This window comes from Pseudomonas sp. 15A4, assembly GCF_016925575.1.
Taxonomy (GTDB): Bacteria; Pseudomonadota; Gammaproteobacteria; order Pseudomonadales; family Pseudomonadaceae; genus Aquipseudomonas.
In genome coordinates this window covers 2,600,071-2,619,254 of the sequence record NZ_CP068986.1, presented here as the reverse complement: position 1 = coordinate 2,619,254, position 19,184 = coordinate 2,600,071, and the positions used below count along the sequence as shown (strand labels likewise).

The window sequence follows — 19,184 nt, the reverse complement described above, 5'->3', positions numbered from 1 at the left end:
GCCCATCTGCCACGCTCCAGACAACGTGGGTTTCGTTCATATGAAAGAAAGCCTGTGGGACTATGACTGGTCTCCCACATGGCTTTCTGGTCATCCGGCGAGATCGCGGAGTGCGACTTCACTCAGGATGCGTTCAAGCACCTGCTCGATGGACAATTCGGTGGAATCCAGCTGAATGGCGTCATGCGCCGGCTTGAGCGGGGCTACCACTCGCTGGGTGTCGCGCTCGTCGCGGACACGGATCTCATCTAGCAGACTCGGCAGACTAACATCGTCACCCTTGGCCTTCAACTGCAAATATCGTCGGCGGGCACGCTCGTCGACGCTGGCCGTCAGAAAAATCTTCAATGGCGCGCCGGGAAATACCACCGTGCCCATGTCGCGGCCGTCGGCAATCAGGCCCGGAAACTCCTGAAACGCCCGCTGGCGCTGCAGCAGTGCTTCGCGAACCGCCGGCAACGAGGCCACCTGCGACGCGCCACTGCCCACGTGCTCATTGCGGATGGCTGACGTGACGTCCTCCCCTTCCAGGATAATGCGCTGACCGTGGTCGTCGGTCGCTGCCATGAACTGCACATCCAGATGCGCAGCCAGCAGCTTCAATGCTTCTTCATTGGTCAGGTCGACGCCATGGTTGACCGCGGCGAAGGCCAGCAGCCGATACAGCGCGCCGGAATCCAGCAGGGACCAGCCCAGACGTTTGGCCAGCTTGCCCGCCACTGTGCCCTTCCCGGAACCGCTGGGTCCGTCGATCGTAATGACCGGAGCTTGAACTTTCACGATTGCCCCTCTTGCGTTACACGAATACCCACCTGAGCACACAGCGTCAGGAAACTGGGAAATGAAGTCGCCACATTGGCGCAGTCCCGGATGTGGATCGGGCTGGCCGCGCGCAGCGACGCGATACTGAATGCCATGGCGATGCGGTGATCACCTTGCGCAATGATTTCACCACCGCCGACGGTTCCACCATCAATAATGATGCCATCTGCAGTCGATTCAACGGTTATACCGAGCGTCGCCAGACCGTCGGCCATGGCTTGAAGGCGGCAGGATTCCCTGACACGCAGGGCCTGGGCGCCGTTAAACACGGTTCGCCCTTCGGCGCACGCGGCGGCAGTGAGAAGTGCCGGAAGCTCGTCGGTAGCCAGGAGCACCAGTGCCCGGGGTATATCGATCCCTTTGAGGCGGGCATGGCGCACGCGCAGATCCGCCGCCGGCTCACCGCCGGCGTCGCGCGGGTTAAGCAGCGTGATGTCCGCACCCATCAGGCGCAGGATATCGATAACGCCCGAGCGCGTCGGGTTGACGCCCACGCCTTCCAGAATCAGGTCGGAGCCTTCGGCGATGGAGGCTGCCACCAGGAAAAACGCCGCCGAAGAAATATCAGCGGGCACTTCGATGCGTCCGGCCTTGAGCTCTACCCCTGACTGCAGCGCCGCAGTCCCGTCATGGACAGCAACCGAATGGCCGAACCCTTGCAGCATACGCTCGGTATGGTCCCGGGTCGGCGCCGACTCATGCACCATCGTTGTGCCATTTGCGTAAAGACCGGCGAGCAACAGCGCGGATTTTACCTGAGCGCCGGGCAACGGCATGTCGTAGCGGACGGCCTGAAGCCCCTGCCCGCCGCGAACGGTCAGCGGCGGTCGGCCGTCCTCTGCGGTTTCGATCACCGCGCCCATCTGGCGCAATGGCTCGACGACACTGGTCATCGAGCGCCTGGACAGCGACGCATCGCCGGTCAGCACGCTGTCGAATCGCTGCGCGGCCAACAGGCCACAGAGCAGGCGCATCGACGTGCCCGAGTTACCGAGGTAAAGCGGCCCCGGCGCAGGTTGAAGCCCGTCAAGCCCAACGCCATGAATGGTCAGGCGACCGTGGTGCGGCCCTTCGATGACCACGCCCATGTCGCGGAAGGCCTGCAAGGTCGCCAGCGCGTCTTCGCTCTCAAGAAAGCCTTCGACGACGCTAGTGCCTTGGGCCAGTGACCCGAGCATGATCGCCCGGTGGGAAATCGACTTGTCCCCCGGCACGCGAACCCGCCCCCTGACCACGCCGCCCGGCTGGGCAATAAAGCTGAGGTAGGCGTCTGAGGTTTTTTCGACGTAGGCACGGCGGGCGAGGATCTTGCCGAAATGCTCCCGGGCGACGCGAGCCCGGGTGAACACGCCGAGCAACTGATGTCCGTCGCCTGCATCGACCGCGTCGCGCAACGCATCCAGGTCGCTGCGGAAGGTGTCGAGGGTGCGCAGCACCGCCTCGCGATTTGCCAGGAAGATGTCATGCCACATCACCGGATCGCTGCCGGCGATGCGCGTAAAGTCGCGGAAGCCGCCCGCGGCATAACGGAAGATATCGAGGTTTTCGTTGCGCTTGGCCAGGGAATCCACCAGACCGAAGGCCAGGAGGTGAGGCAAATGACTGGTCGCCGCCAGCACTTCATCGTGACGCTCGACCTGCATGTGCTCGACGTCAGCGCCCAGAGCCGACCAGAGACGATCGACCAGCGCCAGCGCCGACGGATCGGTTTCCGCCAGAGGGGTGAGAATGACTTTGTGCCGTTTGAACAGCTCAGCGTTGGAGGCTTCCACCCCGCTCTGCTCGGAGCCGGCAATCGGGTGACCCGGCACAAAGCGCGCCGGCATCACACCAAACGCTTCGCGGGCAGCGCGGACCACATTGCCTTTGGCGCTGCCGACATCGGTCAGCACGGCATTGCCCAGGTCCAGGCCTGCCAGTATCCCGAGGAGCTTTTCCATGGCCAAAATCGGCACGGCCAACTGAATGACGTCCGCCCCTGTGCAAGCGGCAGCGAGACTGTCTTCACAGCGATCAACCACGCCCAGTTCGACGGCCAGTGTGCGCGATTGCGGATCGAGATCGACGCCCACCACTTCGCGACACAAGCCACTCTCCTTCAAGCCTTTGGCGAATGACCCTCCGATCAAGCCGAGGCCGACCACCACCAGGCGGCCGATCACAGGCTCAGCGGGTTGCAGCGAAATGACATCACCCACGCGCCAAAACCTTGCTCAACGCCTCGAGAAAGCGGCTGTTTTCTGCTGGCAGACCAATGCTCACCCGCAAATGATCGGGCATGCCGTAACCGCCGATCGGACGAACGATGACGCCTTCGCGCAGCAATCCTTCATAAACCGAAGCGGCTTCGCGGCCCAAGTCCACGGCGATGAAGTTGGCCTTTGAGGGAATCCAGCCCAGGCCCATCCGCCCCAGCCCTTCTTCCAGCTGCTGCATGCCGGCTTCATTCAGCTGACGGCTTTGCGCAACATAGTCAACATCGTCCAGCGCAGCGCAGGCAGCTGCCAGTGCAAGGCTGTTGACGTTGAATGGCTGACGCACGCGGTTCAATACGTCGGCCACGACCGGCGAGGACAACGCATAACCGACGCGCAACGACGCCAGGCCATAGGCCTTGGAGAACGTCCGCGAGACCAGCAGGTTCGGATAGGCACTCAGGAAGTGGAGCCCGTCAGGCAGTTCCGCACCTTCGGCGTATTCAATGTAAGCCTCGTCCAGCACAACCAGCACGTCCCTGGGCACCTGAGCGAGGAAGTCCGCCAATGCGCTTGGCCCAAACCAGGTCCCGGTGGGGTTGTTCGGGTTGGCGATGAAGACCACCCGGGTGTTGCTGTCGATGGCGGCGAGCATGGCCGGCAGGTCGTGTCCCCAATTCTTTGCCCTGGCGATGTGAGCGGTTGCGCCCACGGCCTGGGTGACGATTGGATAGATCGCGAACGCGTGTTCGCTGAACACCGCATTGAGCCCCGGCGCCAGATAGGCACGGGCGACGATTTCCAGAATGTCATTGGAGCCGTTGCCGAGCGTCACTTGCTGAGGCTGCACGCCACAGGCCTGCGACAAGCGCTGCTTGAGCTCGAAACCGTTGCCATCGGGGTAACGGGTCAACTCCGCCAGTGCGTCTTTGATCGCCTGCAACGCCCTGGGGCTGGCGCCCATCGGGTTTTCGTTGCTCGCCAGCTTGATGATGCGCGCCGGATCGATACCCAGTTCACGGGCCAGTTCGTCCACCGGTTTGCCGGGAACGTAAGGCGATAGTTTTTGCACGCCGGGCTGTGCCAGCGCGAGGAAGTCGCCGCTCATGTATCGCATTACCTTTTCAGTGAAACCTGTGGGCTACAAGTCCGGACGCAGGATCAAAGTACTGCCTTCGGATAGGAACCCAACACCTTGAGCGCCACGGCTTCCTGGCTGATTTGCTCAAGAACGGCCTTGATCAGCGGGTCGCGGTAGTGGCCGACGAAATCGATGAAAAACACGTAGGTCCACTTACCGCTTCGCGAGGGCCGCGTCTCGATCCGCGTCAGGTCGATGCCGTTTTCGTGGAAAGGCACCAACAGTTCATGCAGCGCACCGGGCTTGTTGCTCATCGACACAATGATCGACGTCTTGTCGTCGCCAGTCGGCGGCACTTCCTGATTGCCGATCATGAGGAAACGCGTGGAGTTGTCCGGACGGTCTTCGATCTTCTCGGCGATTCGCGTCAGGCCGTAGAGGCCCGCCGCCATATCACCGGCGATCGCCGCCGAGTTCCACTCACCCTTGACCCGCTTGGCCGCCTCGGCATTGCTGGCGACAGCGACGCGCTCGACGTTCGGGTAGTGCGCGTCCAGCCATTTGCGGCATTGCGCCAGGGACTGCGCGTGGGAATAGATGCGGCTGATGCTGTCGGTCTTGGTGCTCTCGCCCACCAGCAGATGATGGTGAATACGCAGCTCGACTTCGCCACAGATGACCATGTCGTGCTCAAGGAAGCTGTCCAGGGTGTGGTTGACCGCACCCTCGGTGGAGTTCTCCACCGGGACGACACCGAAGTTCACCGCACCGGCGACGACTTCGCGGAACACTTCGTCGATCGCAGCCATCGGCTTGCTGATCACGGCGTGGCCAAAATGCTTCAGCGCCGCCGCCTGGGTAAAAGTGCCTTCCGGGCCGAGATACGCGACCTTGAGCGGCTGCTCAAGCGCAAGACACGAAGACATGATTTCGCGGAACAGCCGCGCCATCTCTTCGTTGCTCAACGGGCCACGATTACGCTCCATGACGCGCTTGAGCACCGCTGCTTCACGTTCAGGGCGATAAAACACCGGTACTTCGCCAGCCGGGAGACCGGCCATCTTGACGCGCGCGACTTCCTGGGCACAGCGGGCGCGCTCGCTGATCAGCTCCAGAACCTTTTCGTCCAGGCTGTCGATGCGGACCCGCAGTGCCTTGAGCTCTTGTTCAGACATTAGCCGTGTTCCTTCTCGAACTCTGCCATGTAGGCGGTCAGGGCATTGACCGCATTGATGTCGATGGCGTTGTAGATGGAGGCGCGCATGCCGCCCACCGAACGGTGGCCCTTGAGGTTCAGCAGATTGCGCGCTTCGGCACCCGCGAGGAACGGCTTGTCCAGGCGATCATCGGCCAGACGGAACGGCACGTTCATCCACGAGCGATCGGAGGGGTTGATCGGGTTGCTGTACAAGCCGCTGGCGTCGATGAAGTCGTACAGCGTGCGCTGCTTGAGCTCATTGCGCACGGCCATGGCTTCGACCCCGCCCTGCTCTTTCAGCCATTCGAAGACCAGACCGGACAGATACCACGCCAGTGTTGGCGGCGTGTTGTACATGGATCCGTTGTCGGCGGCGACTTTGTAGTTGAGCATCGTTGGACACAGCGAGCGCGCGCGACCCAGCAGGTCCTCGCGGATGATCGCCACGACAATGCCGCTCGGGCCGATGTTCTTCTGGGCGCCAGCGAAGATCATGCCGAAACGCGATACGTCGAGACGGCGCGAGAGAATATCTGAAGACATGTCAGCAACCAGCGGCACGTCACCGGTTTCCGGAATCCAGTTGAATTGCAGACCGCCAATGGTCTCGTTGGGCACGTAGTGAACGTAGGCGGCGTCTTTCGACAGCTTCCACTCGCTCTGACCGGGGATAGCGAAGTAATCGGCGGGTTTGGCGCTGGCGGCCACATTGATATTGCCGTAGCGCGATGCTTCTTCAATGGCTTTCTGCGACCAGATGCCGGTGTCGATGTAGTCGGCCGTGCCGTTTTCCGGCAGCAGGTTTAACGGAACCTGAGCGAATTGCTGACTGCCGCCGCCTTGAAGAAACAGCACTTTGTAGTTCGAGGGGATGGACAGCAGGTCGCGAAAATCCTGCTCCGCCTTGGTGGCGATGGAGACGAACTCGTCGCTGCGATGGCTCATTTCCATGACGGACAGGCCTTTGCCATGCCAGTCCAGGAGTTCGGCCTGGGCGCGCAGCAGAACAGCTTCAGGGAGCGCGGCAGGACCTGCGCAGAAGTTAAAGGCTCGCTTGCTCATATCCACTCTCGTCGTGTCACTGAATTAATTTGGAACGGGTGAAGTGCGGGGAAGTGCAGGACAGGGACTGCATTGTGTCAGAAGATACGCATCGCGACCGTCGGTACCTCCGGTTGCTCCTACAGACGTTCTCTGGTCGGGCGCTGAGATCGACTGTAGGAGCAGTCGGAGTTTGCGACGGTCGCGAAAGCGGTCTGCCTGACAGCGTGCGCCCCATGATTCTAAGGAGGGGCCGGATCGCCAGCCCCCTCTCAGCGTTACTCCTGCGGCTCGTCTTCGTCAGCTGCGGGATCCGCCTGCACATCGTCAGCGGACTCGTCGGTGTCGACGGCGCCAATCACGTCGCCATCAACCTCTTCGCCCTCGAACGCTTCGCCTTCCAGCTCTTCGCCCTCGACTTCCGATGGCTCCTGCACGCGCTCCAGACCGACCAGTTTCTCGTCCTTGGCCAGTTTGATCAGGGTCACGCCCTGAGTGTTACGGCCCAGACTCGATACTTCGCCAACGCGGGTACGCACCAGCGTGCCCTGGTCGGAAATCAGCATGATTTCCTCGCCGTCCTGCACCTGAACCGCGCCGACCAGACGGCCGTTACGCTCGTTGCTGACCATGGCGATGACGCCCTGACCGCCACGCTTGTACTCAGGGAACTCAGTGATCGCAGTGCGCTTGCCGTAACCACGCTCGGAAGCGGTGAGGATCTGGCTGCCCTGTTCCGGAATCAGCATGGAAATCAGCTTCTGCCCTTCAGGCAGACGCATGCCGCGCACACCGCGAGCGGTACGGCCCATGGCGCGCACTTCGGATTCCTTGAAGCGGGTGACCTTGCCGCCGTCGGAGAACAGCATGATTTCCTGCTCGCCATCGGTGACGGCCGCGGAAATCAGGATGTCGCCTTCGTCCAGCTCCAGCGCAATCAGGCCAACGCTGCGTTGACGACTGAACGCCACCAGCGGGGTCTTCTTGACGGTACCGTTGGCGGTCGACATGAAGATGAACGGGGCCTTCTTCTTGTCGGCGGCCTTGATGCGCGCCTTGCGCTCTTCTTCGGTCTCGTTGCTGTTTTCGAGGTCTTCGGCGTCGGTGTCCACGCCTTCGGCTTCTTCTTCGTCAGCGCGCTTTCGCATGGCTTCGAGGTCGACCGGCAGCATGGTGGTGATGTATTCGCCTTCGCTCAGCGGCAACAGGTTGACCAGCGGACGACCACGTGCAGCGCGGGACGCTTCCGGAATCTCGTAGGTCTTGAGCCAGTACACCTTGCCTTTGCTGGAGAACATCAGCAGCGTGGTGTGGCTGTTGGCGACCAGCAGGTGAGCGATGTAGTCCTCATCCTTGACGCCGGTAGCCGACTTGCCTTTGCCGCCGCGACGCTGGGCCTGGTAGACGGCCAGCGGTTGAGTCTTGGCGTAGCCACCGTGGGAGATGGTCACGACGCGTTCTTCTTCGGGGATCATGTCGCCGAGGGTCAGGTCCAGGCGCGCATCGAGGATTTCGGTGCGACGCACATCGCCGTATTCGGCGCGGATCAGCTCCAGCTCTTCCCGAATGACTTCCATCAGGCGCGTGGCGCTGTTGAGGATGCGCAGCAGCTCGCCGATCTGAGTCAGGATTTCCTGGTACTCGGTCAGCAGCTTCTCGTGTTCCAGACCGGTCAGGCGGTGCAGACGCAGTTCGAGGATGGCCTGAGCCTGTTCCGGCGACAGGAAATACTTGCCGTCACGCATGCCGTACTGAGGGTCGAGGTTTTCCGGGCGGGAGGATTCAGCGCCTGCGCGCTCGACCATCTCGACCACGGCGCTGGATTCCCAAGGTGTGCTGATCAGGCCTTCTTTCGCTTCGGCCGGTGTCGGCGAGGCTTTGATGAGGGCGATGACCGGGTCGATGTTCGACAGGGCAACGGCCTGACCTTCGAGGATGTGACCCCGCTCGCGGGCCTTGCGCAGTTCGAACACGGTGCGGCGGGTAACCACTTCGCGACGGTGACGGATAAAGGCTTCCAGCAGGTCCTTGAGGTTCAGGATGCGTGGGCGGCCGTCGATCAGCGCAACAATGTTGATACCGAAGACGCTTTGCAGCTGGGTCTGGGCGTAAAGATTGTTGAGGATGACCTCAGGCACTTCGCCGCGACGCAGCTCGATGACCACGCGCATGCCGTCCTTGTCGGACTCGTCGCGCAGTTCGGTGATGCCTTCAAGCTTCTTCTCTTTGACCAGCTCGGCGATCTTCTCGATCAGACGCGCCTTGTTCAGCTGGTACGGCAGTTCGGTGATGACGATCTGCTGGCGACCACCGACCTTGTCGATGTCTTCGACAATGGAGCGGGCGCGCATGTATATGCGGCCACGGCCGGTTTTGTAGGCTTCGACGATGCCGGCACGACCGTTGATGATCGCGGCGGTCGGGAAGTCGGGGCCGGGGATGTACTGCATCAACTCGTCGACGGTGAGGTCGCCGTTGTCGATGAGCGCCAGACAGCCGTCGATGACTTCACCGAGGTTGTGCGGCGGAATGTTGGTCGCCATGCCCACGGCGATGCCGCTTGAGCCGTTGACCAGCAGGTTGGGAATACGGGTCGGCATGACCGCAGGGATCTGTTCGGTGCCGTCGTAGTTCGGCACCCAGTCCACGGTTTCCTTGTGCAGGTCGGCCAGCAGCTCGTGGGCCAGCTTGGTCATGCGAACTTCGGTGTATCGCATGGCGGCGGCGTTGTCGCCGTCCACGGAACCGAAGTTGCCCTGGCCGTCTACCAGCAGGTAGCGCAGGGAAAAGGGTTGGGCCATACGAACGATGGTGTCGTAGACCGCGGTGTCGCCATGCGGGTGGTACTTACCGATAACGTCACCGACCACACGGGCGGATTTCTTGTACGGCTTGTTCCAGTCGTTACCCAGTTCGCTCATCGCGAACAGTACCCGCCGGTGCACGGGCTTCAAGCCGTCGCGCGCATCGGGCAGAGCTCGTCCGACGATGACGCTCATCGCGTAGTCGAGGTAGGACTGCTTCAGCTCGTCTTCGATATTGACCGGGAGGATTTCTTTGGCCAGTTCGCCCATGAGAAGCCTGATTCCTTTTTCTGGTGAAACCTCGCTCAGCCGTACGGGATGAACAAGGCTTGCCGCTGCCGACGATTGTCAGGCAACGACTTACGACAAATCAGCGAGTTATGCCATGAATAGGCGCAGTTATCAGGGTCGCCATGCGGCCCTTTGGAAAGCGCCGGATGGTACCACAATCGCCGTCAGGCACGAAGTGTTTGCAGGTGCCGCGAACAAGCCATTTCGCCAACAGACGCCTGAGACGCGCTCACAGAGCGCGATAGGGCGTTTGGGGACGAACGGTATTACCGGCCACGGCGTGATTAATGCAGGCGTTTGCGGCACATCAACAGGGCCATTTTTGCCGTGTCGGGGCGCTCGACGATGCCCTTCTCGGTGACGATGGCGTCGATGAGATCAGCGGGCGTCACGTCGAAGACGGGGTTGAAGGCGTCGACGTCGGCGCCCACACGCTTGCCGCCGACTTCCAGCAATTCGCGGCCGTCGCGCTCTTCGATGGGAATGTCCTCGCCGCTGGCCAGGTTCATGTCGATGGTCGAGCTCGGCGCTACCACCATGAAGCGCACGCCGTGGTGCATTGCCGCGACTGCCAACTGGTAAGTGCCGATCTTGTTGGCGACGTCGCCGTTGGCGGTAATGCGGTCGGCACCCACGATGACCCAGGTGATGCCCTTGGTTTTCATCAGGTGCGCGGCCGCGGAGTCGGCGTTGAGGGTGACCGGAATGCCTTCGTTGACCAGCTCCCACGCCGTGAGACGGGAGCCCTGCAGCCAGGGCCGGGTTTCATCGGCGTACACGCGCTCGATCATGCCTTCAAGATGTGCTGCGCGAATGACGCCGAGTGCGGTACCAAAGCCGCCGGTGGCCAGTGCGCCGGTGTTGCAGTGGGTCAGCACGGTCTGCAGGTTGCCCTGATGCTTGCGGATCAGCTCGGCACCCAGTTGCGCCATGGTCAGGTTCGCTTCGCGGTCGCTCAAATGAATAGCCACGGCTTCGGCTTCCATGACCTTCAGCGGATCTTCGTGATCCTTCAGGCGATACAGGCGCTCGCGCATGCGGTTCAGCGCCCAGAACAGGTTGACCGCCGTGGGCCGGGAATTAGCCAGCAGGTCGAAGTCTTCTTCCAGGGCCATCTGCCAGTCGCCGCCTTCGGCCAGACGATCAATAACCGCCAATACGATGCCGTAGGCCGCACTGATGCCGATAGCCGGCGCGCCGCGCACCACCATCGTGCGAATGGCTTCGGCCACGCCTTCGGCACTGGTGTAGGGATGCCAGGTTTCTTCGAAGGGCAAGACCCGCTGATCCAGCAGATGCAACGTGCCGTCCCGCCAATCGATGGCCTTTACCTTTTCAGCAGCCAGTAATCGATCGCGCATTGCACACCCCACTTGATGAATGTTTGAAAAGCCTGCCGCCACAGCGACGGTGCAAAGAAGCAAATCGCCAGCACCTTAAAAAGCCGCCGATTATAGCGAGCCGCCTGCGAAGACGCTCGGGTATACTTCGCCGTCCCCGTAATAAGCCATTGGATGCCCGCCCCATGCCCCATTCCGCTGCCCCGCTCGACCTGTTGTTGCTGCCGGACTGGCTGGTACCGGTCGAACCCGCCGGCGTTGTGTTGAAGCAGCACGGGATCGGCATTCGCGATGGCCTGATCGTTTACATCGGCCCCCGCGCCGAAGCCCTGCGCCAGCCGGCCATCGAAGTGCGCGAGCTGCCGGGCATGCTGCTCAGTCCCGGGCTGATCAACGCTCACGGCCATGCGGCCATGACGCTGTTCCGCGGCCTGGCGGACGATCTGCCGTTGATGACCTGGCTGCAGGATCATATCTGGCCAGCCGAGGCGAAATGGGTTGATGAGGATTTCGTTCGCGACGGCACCGATCTGGCCATCGCCGAGCAGTTGAAAGGCGGCATCACCTGCTTCTCCGACATGTATTTCTTTCCGAAGGTCGCCTGCGAGCGGGTGCACAACAGTGGCATTCGCGCACAGATCACCGTGCCGGTGCTGGACTTCCCGATACCCGGCGCGCGTAACAGCGACGAATCCCTGCACATTGGCATCGAGCTGTTCAACGACCTCGCCCACCACGATCGCATCAAGATCGCCATGGGCCCCCACGCGCCTTATACCGTCAGCGACGAGAACCTGGAGAAGATCCGGGTCATCGCCGATGAGCTGGACGCGATGATCCAGATGCACGTTCACGAAACCGCCTTTGAAGTGCATGAGGCCGTCCAGCAACGCCAGGAACGCCCCCTTGCGCGGCTGCAGCGCCTTGGCCTGCTGGGCCCGCGCTTCCAGGCGGTGCACATGACCCAGATCAGTGATGACGACCTGGCGATGCTGGTCGAAAGCAACTCCAGCGTCATTCACTGCCCCGAATCGAACCTGAAACTGGCCAGCGGCTTTTGCCCGGTCGAGCGCCTGTGGCAGGCCGGGGTCAACGTCGCCATCGGCACCGACGGTGCGGCCAGCAACAATGACCTTGATCTCCTTGGCGAAACCCGCACCGCTGCGCTGCTGGCGAAAGCCGTCGCCGGCTCGGCTACCGCGCTGGACGCCCACCGCGCGCTGCGCATGGCCACGCTGAACGGCGCGCGCGCCATGGGCATCGATGATCACACCGGCTCGCTGCAAATCGGCAAGGCCGCCGACATGGTCGCGTTCGACCTCTCAGGGCTCGCGCAACAGCCGGTCTACGACCCGGTGTCACAACTTATTTACGCAACGGGACGCGACTGCGTGACCCACGTCTGGGTCGCCGGCAAGCAGTTGCTGCAGGATAAACGCCTGACCCGTATGGACGAAGAAGCGCTGACCCGAACCGCCAAAGCCTGGGGCGACCGCATCGCGTCAGATAAAGCCTGACCCATTGAGCGCCGCCACGGTCAGATACCGTGGCCGGACACCGAATTCAAGTTTTAGAGGATCACACATGAGCAACGTCGACCACGCCGAAATCGCCAAATTCGAGGCCCTCGCCCATCGCTGGTGGGACCGCAATAGCGAGTTCAAGCCGCTGCACGACATCAATCCGCTGCGGGTGAACTGGATTGACGAGCGCGTGAATCTGGCCGGCAAAAAGGTGCTCGACGTCGGCTGCGGCGGCGGCATTCTGAGCGAGGCCATGGCCTTGCGCGGCGCCACCGTGACCGGCATCGACATGGGCGAAGCCCCGCTGGCCGTGGCGCAACTGCATCAGTTGGAATCCGGCGTGAGCGTTGAATACCGGCAGATCACCGCCGAAGCGCTGGCCGAAGAAATGCCCGAGCAGTTCGATGTCGTGACCTGCCTGGAAATGCTCGAGCATGTGCCGAACCCTTCGTCGGTGATTCGCGCCTGCTACCAGATGGTCAAGCCGGGCGGTCAGGTGTTTTTCTCCACCATCAACCGCAATCCGAAGGCGTACCTGTTCGCCATCATCGGCGCCGAATACATCATGAACCTGCTGCCCCGCGGCACCCATGACTTCAAGAAATTCATCCGCCCGTCCGAGCTGGGCGCGTGGAGCCGTGATGCCGGGCTTCAGGTCAAGGACATCACCGGCCTGACCTACAACCCGCTGACCAAGCACTACAAGCTGGCGTCCGACGTCGACGTCAATTACATGATCCAGACACTGCGAGGGGTCTGAGCCATGCGCCTGAGGGCAGTTCTCTTCGACATGGACGGCACGCTGCTCGACACCGCGCCGGACTTCATCGCGATCTGCCAGGCGATGCTGGCCGAACGCGGCTTCCCGCGTGTGGACGACAAGCTGATTCGCGATGAAATCTCAGGCGGCGCCAGGGCCATGGTCTCGGCGGCATTCGCCATGTCCCCCGACGCACCGGAATTCGAGGCGCTGCGACTGGAGTTCCTGGCGCGCTACCAGACTGATTGCGCAGTGCACAGCAAGCTGTTCGACGGCATGGCCGAGTTGCTGGCCGACATCGAAAAAGCCAACTTGATCTGGGGCGTGGTGACCAACAAACCGGCGCGCTTCGCCCAGCCGATCATGGAGCAGCTGGGTTTGTCGGAGCGCTCTGCGCTGCTCATCTGCCCGGACCATGTGACCAAGAGCAAGCCCGACCCGGAGCCGCTGTTGCTGGCTTGCAAGATGCTCGATCTGGACCCGGCCAGCGTGTTGTTCGTGGGCGATGACCTGCGTGACATCGAATCCGGCCGCGACGCCGGCACCAAGACCGCCGCCGTTCGCTATGGCTATATCCATCCCCACGACAACCCCGATCATTGGGGCGCGGACGTGGTGGTGAATCACCCGCTGGAGCTGCGCCGGGTGCTGGACGATGCGTTGTGCAGCTGCTGATCGCTTATCAGCGCAGCTCGGCATAACCCAGCGCTTTACCTATACAAGGAGACCCCATGTTCAAGTACTCCGCCCGACCCGATCTGCTCAAGGACCGGGTGATTCTGGTCACCGGCGCCGGCCGTGGTATTGGCGCCGCTGCCGCGAAAACCTACGCCGCCCACGGTGCAACGGTCTTGCTGCTGGGCAGGACCGAATCGAACCTGAGCGCGCTGTATGACGAGATCGAGGCTGCCGGACATCCGCAGCCCGTGGTCATCCCGTTCGACCTCGAGACTGCCCTGCCCCATCAATACGATGAACTCGCCGCGATGATCGAAGCCGAGTTCGGTCGGCTAGACGGTGTATTGCACAATGCCTCGATCATCGGCCCGCGCACGCCGATCGAACAGCTCACTGGCAAGCAGTTCATGCAAGTCATGCACGTCAACGTCAACGCCACCTTCATGCTCACCACTGCGTTGCTGCCTCTGCTCAAGCTCTCGGGTGACGCATCCATTGCGTTCACCTCCAGCAGCGTCGGGCGCAAAGGCCGCGCGTATTGGGGCGCCTATGGTGTGTCCAAGTTCGCCACCGAAGGGCTGATGCAGACGCTGGCCGATGAAATCGATGGGCTGGGGTCGCTACGCGCCAATAGCATCAATCCGGGCGCAACCCGCACTGACATGCGCGCCCAGGCGTACCCGGCCGAGGACCCAACCAATAACCCGACGCCGGAAGAGATCATGCCGGTGTACCTGTACCTGATGGGTCCCGATAGCAAGGGCATCAACGGGCAGGCACTGGATGCGCAGACCCGCTGAACCCGGCTGTGGGTTCGTCGCAGCTCATGGGAGCGAGCGCACTGACGCTGCGCTCCCTCATCTGAATATCAATTGGCGCCGGGTACCCTCCACTCGGCAGTTTCCCGGCATCTTGTATCGCCCAACGCCTTTGGAATCGATACGTAAGTCAAATCCAAGGCGCCGATAGGTACCAAACCTGTCACAATCCGCCGCAACTTATTGATTGACAACGCTTTTCACGCAGGCAGTCGAATTGGCACGAGTTTCGCTCTCTCCATTTCAAGCCCGTAGAGGCGAAGGAGCGGAACCATGAGTTTTCCAACCACCACCAATGCCATAGATTTCGACAGCGCCCGGCTGCAACGCCATGGTTTCGCGCCGCAGCACAGCGTCGTTCGGCCTGCCCTCGATTACGAGCAGCTCCGGCGTCAGCTCGACCTGCAACTGCAAACCAGCCTTGAAGCGGACAAGATCCTGTCGATGCTCTTCCAGAGCATTCAGCAGCTCATCCCGCTGAATGCCCTTAACTTTAAACACCTGCCCACCGATCTGCGTCTGGAGCTCGGCGAACGCGCCCGGCATAACGCCACGTACAGCATGACGCACGAAGGCAAGCAACTTGGCGAGCTTTCGTTCCAGCGTGATCATCGTTTTGCCGAGCACGAGCTGGAGCAACTCGAATCGTTGCTGTCGAGCTTGCTCTATCCCCTGCGCAATGCCCTGCTGTACCGCCATGCCAGCCTGAGTGCGCTGCGTGACCCGCTGACCGGCGCCGGTAACCGGATTGCCATGGAACAGTCGCTCATTCGCGAGTTCGAAATCGCACGCCGCCAGCAGCAACCGCTGTCGGTGCTGATGCTGGACATCGACCATTTCAAGGGCATCAACGACACCCATGGCCATGCCACGGGCGATGAAGTGCTGCGGGCCGTGACCAACGCGGTCAAGGATCGCCTGCGCAATATCGATCAAGTGTTCAGATTTGGCGGTGAGGAATTTCTTGTCGTGCTGAGCAACACCAGTCGTGAGTCAGCCGCGCTGGTGGGTGAGCGCCTGCGCAGTGCGGCACTGCAACTGAGTTATCCGGTGACAGGACGGCCTCTGCATCTGACCGTCAGCCTCGGTTGCTCGACGCTGCTGCCGGGCGAATCGTCCGACAGCATGTTGCGCCGCGCCGACACGGCCCTGTACGCCGCCAAGCGCAAGGGCCGCAACCGCCTGGAAATGGCGGGCTGACCGATCAGGCGCGAGCAGGTATCCGGTGTTCCCGGACCGAGCCGTTACCTTCCTGAGATCGTTCCAGCGTCATGCACCGTTCGAGGAACAGGAACATGTACTCGTAACTCTTGCAGACCGCCATTCGCAGGTCGGCCTGCAATTGCTCGCTGGGGTTGTTGCCGGCCAGGGTGCAAATGATTTCCAACGCTTCCCAAGGGTGGGAATCGTCGTACTGCGCATGCATCTTCAGCCACTTCATCGCCCGCTTTCGTGTCTCCGGCGGGAACAGGTCTGCGTAGGTGTCCTGGGAACAGACCACCGCAGACCATTCACCAGTGGCGCCTTCAATGGCGTAGTTGGTCGCCGCAATGGCCACCACCAGCGAATCCGACGAACAGCTGTGCCAGCACCAGTGATTCAATGCGTGAAGTTCCGAGGGTACCCTTTGCGCCTGCAGGTCTTCCAGTGTCACCCCATGGGCGGCGCTCCAGTTGACCCAGTAATCGGCATGGTTGAGTTCGACCCGAATATTGCGCATCAACCATCGTCGCGCCATGTCTTCACCCGGGTGTCGGGCGAATCGGGTTTTGGTCAGGTTATGCGCCATATAGACCGCGAACTGTTCGACAACCGGCCAGCCACCAATCAGGTACTGGCGCATGGTCTTAGAACTGAGCCGCCCGTCACGCATGCGTTGATAAAGTTCATGCCCTACCACCTTGGCCTTGGCGTCACTGCAATCATTGATCAATTGCTGTGCCCAAGCGGGGTAACTGCTGGCATCCATCAGCGGACCGGTTCTAATGAACATATCGATCACTGTGTAGCTCCTTATGTGAGTTGCGTAGGGTGTGTTCAGCGAAAAGTCCCGGGAGCGCTGAACAACAGGGGGTCTGCCTCGCGGGCCGTGCGTGCAGACATTCACAGGTGAATAATTGCGGTCGCTCGATAACATACCCCTGAGCGTAGTCCACACCGATTTCCAATAACGCCTGCTCTATCTGAGGGCTCTCGACGAACTCGGCGATCGTCTGTTTGCCCATCACGTGCCCGATATGGTTGATCACTTCCACCATCGCCCGGTTGACCGGATCGTCGAGCATGTCCTTTACGAAACTGCCATCAATCTTCAGGAAGTCCACAGGCAAGTGCTTCAAGTACGCAAATGACGACATGCCTGCACAGAAGTCATCCAGAGAGAAACGGCATCCCAGACTTTTGAGTTCATTGATAAACCGAATGGCGCTGCCCAAGTTAGCGATCGCACTGGTTTCGGTGATTTCAAAACAGATAAGTTCAGGGGGATTGCGTAGATCTGGAACTGCTGTCGCAAATATTCAAGAAATGCGTCGTCGCCAATGCTGGTGCCGGACAGGTTGATCGCACACACGGCCATCGGCCCTTTGCCGTGTCCGGACTTGAGACAGTCGGCGATGATCATGAAAACGTGCTGCACGACCCAGCGGTCCAGGGTGGTCATCATGCCGTAGCGCTCGGCGGCGGGGATGAAACTGTCCGGCAGGATCATGCGCCCGGACTCGTCGCGCAGCCGCAGCAGAATCTCGATATGGCCAGGGCCTTGCACGGCGTTGCGGCCCAGTGCTGCAATTTCCTGGGAGTACAGACAGAAGCGGTTGTCTTCGAGGGCCATGTGCAGGCGCTGAATCCAGGCCATTTCGCCAAAGCGGGTGGACAGATCAGAGTCGTCGTCGTGGTAGACCTGAACCCGGTTGCGGCCCTTTTCCTTGGCCATGTAGCAGGCCATGTCGGCGGCGCGCAGCGAGGTCTCCAGCGTGGTCGGGACCTCGTCGATGTGCACCAGACCGATGCTGACGGTGGTGACAAAAGGCCGGCCTTTCCAGACAAAGTGCAGGCTTTCCACCGTTTGCCGCAGGCCTTCGGCCACGCGCTCAGCGGCCTCCGGCGCACAGTGTTCGAGAAGGATGCCGAACTCGTCGCCCCCAAGGCGCGCCAGCGTATCGCCTTCGCGCACGCCCTGCTGCAGCAGCGTGCAAATGTGCCGCAGCAGCTCATCACCCGCGGCATGACCGCTGGTGTCGTTGACCAGCTTGAACTGATCGAGGTCAAGGAACATCAATGCATGCTGCGCCGGCTGCTCGGCCAGGCCGTTGAGGGCCAGCTCGAGGCGGTATTCGAACTCGCGGCGATTGGTCAGTCCGGTCAGCGCATCGTGGGTCGCCTGCCAGGACAGGTTGGCGATGTACTGACGCTCCTGGGTCATATCGTGCAGCACCAGCACCGCGCCACTGACCTTGCCTTCGGTGCGGATCGGCGAGCCGACCAACGCGACCGAAACGGTACTGCCGTCCAGGCGCTGAATCAGTCGTGAGCTTTCACTGCCGCCGCCCAGATTGCCACTGAGCATGCGCTCGATCAGGGTCGAGGTGTCTTTCTGATCGTTCTCGTCGAGCAGGCTGAACAGCGCGGCCAGCGGCAGGCCGGCCGCCTGCTCGTTCTTCCAGTGAGTCATGAGTTCGGCGGCGGGATTCATATAGACGATGGAGCCGTCGACATCGGTGGTGATAACGCCATCACCGATGGACTCGAGGGTAATTTGCGCGCGCTCCTTTTCCATCTGCAGCGCGACCGCGAAGGCGTGGCGCTGCTCCAGCAACTTATGGGTGCGCAGCAGCGCCAGTATGATCAGGCACAGCGCGGTGGCGAGGTTGACCACCAGCAGAATTCGCAGGATGACCCGCGAGCCCTCGCCCAGCGCGTCGCTGAAGGCCATGGCCGCGGGCGTGACGCCTTCGTTGATGGCGCTGATGCGCTGCCGCCATCCCAGGACCTCGCTATTGGTGACGTTGCCTTCCTGAATCCGCGCATGCATTTCCCGGGCGACTTCATCGAGCTGGACCAGGTAGTTGTCACCGACCTTCCACAGGTCAATCGCCTTTTCCAGGTAGCTGAAGTGCTGAAAATTCAGATAAAGCCAGATGATGCTCTGGGCATCGTCAGGGTGGTTGCCCCCTTGCAGAATCCCAGCCTTGGCGCGCGCGATGTCGGGCACCGGCTGATCCATGGCCAGGCGCAGGTCATGGCCGCCCTGGGGAATGGCAATGGCTTTCTGGTATTTCAGGTAATTAATGTCGTCGCGGCTGTTGGCGTAGAGATTCAGGTAATAAATGGCGTCTTTCTGGCCCTTCGACCATAGGCTCTCCCCGCCAATGTAGCTGCGCACCGCCGACATCATATACAGGCTGACGCAGCCGAGCAGTGCCTGTAACAGCACAACGGCGATAAATGGCCATACGATGCCCAGAAGGCGAGGCTTCTCGAGAATCCGCTTTTGCTTCATGGTGTCCCTTTGATCAGCACTGCCAGATACTCAGCCCCCTGCCAGGCAACCTTCCTGGAGCCTGAGGGACTTCGCTAATTTCCACGATGCAGCAGACAATCTCTCACATTCATTACAGGACGTAACCAGCCA

Annotated in this window: 13 protein-coding genes and 1 pseudogene; 5 read left to right on the top strand and 9 right to left on the bottom strand. The window is 61.3% G+C overall.

The features are described 5' to 3' along the window. Positions 1-90 precede the first annotated feature (90 nt). The 7 genes from cmk to mtnA form a co-directional block, all read right to left on the bottom strand. Entirely contained in the window at positions 91-780 is a 690-nt protein-coding gene (gene cmk / locus JN403_RS11790) for a (d)CMP kinase (protein WP_205487068.1), read from the bottom strand. After that, positions 777-2,984, bottom strand: a complete 2,208-nt coding sequence (locus JN403_RS11785; RefSeq protein ID WP_205487293.1) for a bifunctional prephenate dehydrogenase/3-phosphoshikimate 1-carboxyvinyltransferase — start codon at positions 2,982-2,984, stop codon at positions 777-779. Before JN403_RS11785 ends, cmk begins: the two co-directional genes overlap by 4 nt. Positions 2,985-3,012: 28 nt before the next feature. Beyond that, entirely contained in the window at positions 3,013-4,125 is a 1,113-nt protein-coding gene (gene hisC, locus JN403_RS11780; protein WP_205487067.1) for a histidinol-phosphate transaminase, read from the bottom strand. A 53-nt stretch (positions 4,126-4,178) separates the two neighbouring features. After that, positions 4,179-5,273, bottom strand: a complete 1,095-nt coding sequence (gene pheA, locus JN403_RS11775) for a prephenate dehydratase (protein ID WP_122535649.1) — start codon at positions 5,271-5,273, stop codon at positions 4,179-4,181. Further along, positions 5,273-6,358 carry a 3-phosphoserine/phosphohydroxythreonine transaminase gene (gene serC / locus JN403_RS11770; RefSeq protein ID WP_122535650.1) on the bottom strand — a complete coding sequence of 362 codons (1,086 nt, stop codon included), beginning with the start codon at positions 6,356-6,358 and terminating at the stop codon, positions 5,273-5,275. Before serC ends, pheA begins: the two co-directional genes overlap by 1 nt. A 257-nt stretch (positions 6,359-6,615) precedes the next feature. Beyond that, positions 6,616-9,411 carry a DNA gyrase subunit A gene (gyrA, locus tag JN403_RS11765; protein ID WP_205487066.1) on the bottom strand — a complete coding sequence of 932 codons (2,796 nt, stop codon included), beginning with the start codon at positions 9,409-9,411 and terminating at the stop codon, positions 6,616-6,618. Positions 9,412-9,716: 305 nt separating this feature from the next. Next, positions 9,717-10,793, bottom strand: a complete 1,077-nt coding sequence (gene mtnA, locus JN403_RS11760; protein ID WP_205487065.1) for an S-methyl-5-thioribose-1-phosphate isomerase — start codon at positions 10,791-10,793, stop codon at positions 9,717-9,719. A gap of 164 nt (positions 10,794-10,957) precedes the next feature. Between mtnA and JN403_RS11755 the strand changes: the two genes are divergently transcribed. From JN403_RS11755 to JN403_RS11735, 5 genes are all read left to right on the top strand, one after another. After that, positions 10,958-12,289 carry a TRZ/ATZ family hydrolase gene (locus JN403_RS11755; RefSeq protein ID WP_122622184.1) on the top strand — a complete coding sequence of 444 codons (1,332 nt, stop codon included), beginning with the start codon at positions 10,958-10,960 and terminating at the stop codon, positions 12,287-12,289. A 67-nt stretch (positions 12,290-12,356) separates the two neighbouring features. Then, complete coding sequence (gene ubiG / locus JN403_RS11750) at positions 12,357-13,055, top strand: bifunctional 2-polyprenyl-6-hydroxyphenol methylase/3-demethylubiquinol 3-O-methyltransferase UbiG (RefSeq protein WP_205487064.1); 699 nt, start codon at positions 12,357-12,359, stop codon at positions 13,053-13,055. A gap of 3 nt (positions 13,056-13,058) precedes the next feature. Beyond that, positions 13,059-13,730: an N-acetylmuramic acid 6-phosphate phosphatase MupP gene (gene mupP, locus JN403_RS11745; protein WP_205487063.1), complete on the top strand. Its 672-nt coding sequence runs from the start codon at positions 13,059-13,061 to the stop codon at positions 13,728-13,730. Positions 13,731-13,786: 56 nt separating this feature from the next. Further along, positions 13,787-14,533 carry a YciK family oxidoreductase gene (locus tag JN403_RS11740; RefSeq protein ID WP_205487062.1) on the top strand — a complete coding sequence of 249 codons (747 nt, stop codon included), beginning with the start codon at positions 13,787-13,789 and terminating at the stop codon, positions 14,531-14,533. Positions 14,534-14,824: 291 nt separating this feature from the next. Beyond that, positions 14,825-15,751 carry a GGDEF domain-containing protein gene (locus JN403_RS11735; protein WP_205487061.1) on the top strand — a complete coding sequence of 309 codons (927 nt, stop codon included), beginning with the start codon at positions 14,825-14,827 and terminating at the stop codon, positions 15,749-15,751. A gap of 4 nt (positions 15,752-15,755) precedes the next feature. Here JN403_RS11735 and JN403_RS11730 read toward each other — a convergent pair whose 3' ends face one another. Then, the gene (locus JN403_RS11730) at positions 15,756-16,553 is read right to left on the bottom strand and encodes an iron-containing redox enzyme family protein (RefSeq protein ID WP_122622188.1); all 798 of its coding nucleotides are present in this window, start codon (positions 16,551-16,553) and stop codon (positions 15,756-15,758) included. A 35-nt stretch (positions 16,554-16,588) separates the two neighbouring features. Continuing rightward, a pseudogene (locus JN403_RS11725) lies at positions 16,589-19,052 on the bottom strand (EAL domain-containing protein). Positions 19,053-19,184: the final 132 nt, after the last annotated feature.